The organism is Bacillaceae bacterium S4-13-56 (genome assembly GCA_040191315.1).
Lineage (GTDB): Bacteria > Bacillota > Bacilli > Bacillales > JAWJLM01 > JAWJLM01.
In genome coordinates, this window is record JAWJLM010000155.1 from 1 (window position 1) to 1,902 (window position 1,902).

General features: G+C 35.2%; 1 protein-coding gene. It reads left to right on the forward strand.

The genetic code is table 11. The features are described 5' to 3' along the window. The first annotated feature begins 90 nt into the window (after positions 1-90). The gene (locus RZN25_18290; protein ID MEQ6378753.1) at positions 91-1,809 is read left to right on the forward strand and encodes a transposase; all 1,719 of its coding nucleotides are present in this window, start codon (positions 91-93) and stop codon (positions 1,807-1,809) included. Positions 1,810-1,902: the final 93 nt, after the last annotated feature.

Below are 1,902 nucleotides of genomic sequence, written 5' to 3' on the forward strand. Positions count from 1 at the left end.
TTTTTTTGTCAATTTTTTATTTTAATTATTGAGTACTATTTAGTACTATGATAAAATATAAGTATCTTAAAGTGAATCGAGGCGTCAGCATTGCGCATTAAAAAGAGTATTTCTAAAAATTCTATTTCTTATTCTGTTATTGAAAATGTTCGTGATATTAATGGTAAATCCACTACACGTGTCGTTGAGGCATTAGGAAACGAAGAAGAGATTCGAGAAAAGCATCCGGGTGTTGATCCAGAAGAATGGGCACGCGAATATGCCAAAAAGCTTACAGAAGAACAAAAGAATAAACAAGCGCCTAGTGTGATCAACTTTCATTCTGAAAGAATAATTAAATCTGATGAACAACGTTCTTTTAATGTTGGTTATCTCTTTTTACAATCGATCTATTATCAGTTGGGACTTTCTAGCGTAACGCGTGATATTCAAGTGAAATATAAATTTGAGTATGATTTAAATGAAATTCTCTCTAAATTAATATATATGCGCATCTTGCACCCGAACTCCAAGCGAAGTTCATTCGAACAAGCCAAACAATTATTAGAAGGTATTCAATGCGAGCCTCATCAAATGTATCGCGCCTTAGATATACTCAAAAAAGAGTCTGACTTCATTCAATCCATGGTATATAAAAACAGTTTGAAGTTAGTTAAACGTCACAAAAAAATCTTGTATTATGACTGTACGAATTTCTATTTTGAGATAGAACAGGAAGAAGGAAAGAAACGGTATGGTCTATCTAAAGAACATCGCCCTAATCCCATCGTTCAAATGGGACTATTCATGGATGCGTCTGGGCTCCCTCTCGCCTTTTCAACTTTTGGTGGGAATGAAAATGAACAGGGCTCTCTTAAGCCTTTGGAAAAGAAAATCCTTAAGGATTTTCAACTATCTGATATTGTTGTCTGTACAGATGCGGGGTTATCCTCTCAGAAAAACCGCCTTTATAATACATTAGGTAATCGCGGATTTATTACAACCCAATCCATCAAGAAACTAAAAAAACATTTGAAAGATTGGGCATTAGATCCTTCCGGATGGCGAACCAAACCAAGCGATCGCCCCATCGATTTATCAGACATTGATGATTGTTCAACTAATCAAGCGACCTATTACAAAGAAAGATGGATAAACGAAGGAGAACTTGAACAACGGCTTCTTGTTACTTTTTCACCTAAATATAAACATTATCAACAAACTGTTCGCGAACGCCAGATAGAACGCGCACTGAAAAAAGTGGATAATCCTTCGTCCTTGAAAAAGAAACATGCCAATGATCCATCACGCTTTATTACAGTTAAACACGCGACAACTGATGGAGAAGTTGCGAAGCATATGCAAGTCGCTCTTGATGAATCAGCTGTACAAAAAGAAGCGCAGTACGATGGGTTCTACGGTATTTGTACAAATTTAACGTCTAATCCATTGGAACTTATTCGAATCAATCAGCAGCGTTGGGAAATTGAAGAAAGCTTTAGAATTATGAAAACCGAACTAAAATCACGACCTGTTTATGTTAGAAATGATGATCGAATTGAAGCACACTTTTTAACATGTTTTTTGGCTTTACTCGTCTACCGTATACTCGAACACAAGTTAGATAATAACTTCTCTTGTCAGCAAATCATAAAAACACTCAGGGAAATGAATGTCGTGAAGGCATCGGGTGATGGCTATATTCCAGTTTACGAACGCACACACTTAACCGATCAATTACATGAATTATTCGGCTTCCGAACTGATTATGAAATCAATACTATTAAAAAAATGAAAAATAATTTAAAGTTATCTAAAAAAGCAAAATAGTACTCACTTTTTAAAATATATAAAAACCCCTCTAATCCCTTTAATATCAAGGGTTTAGAGGGGTTTTGTTAAAATTAAGTGTCAAAGACGAGA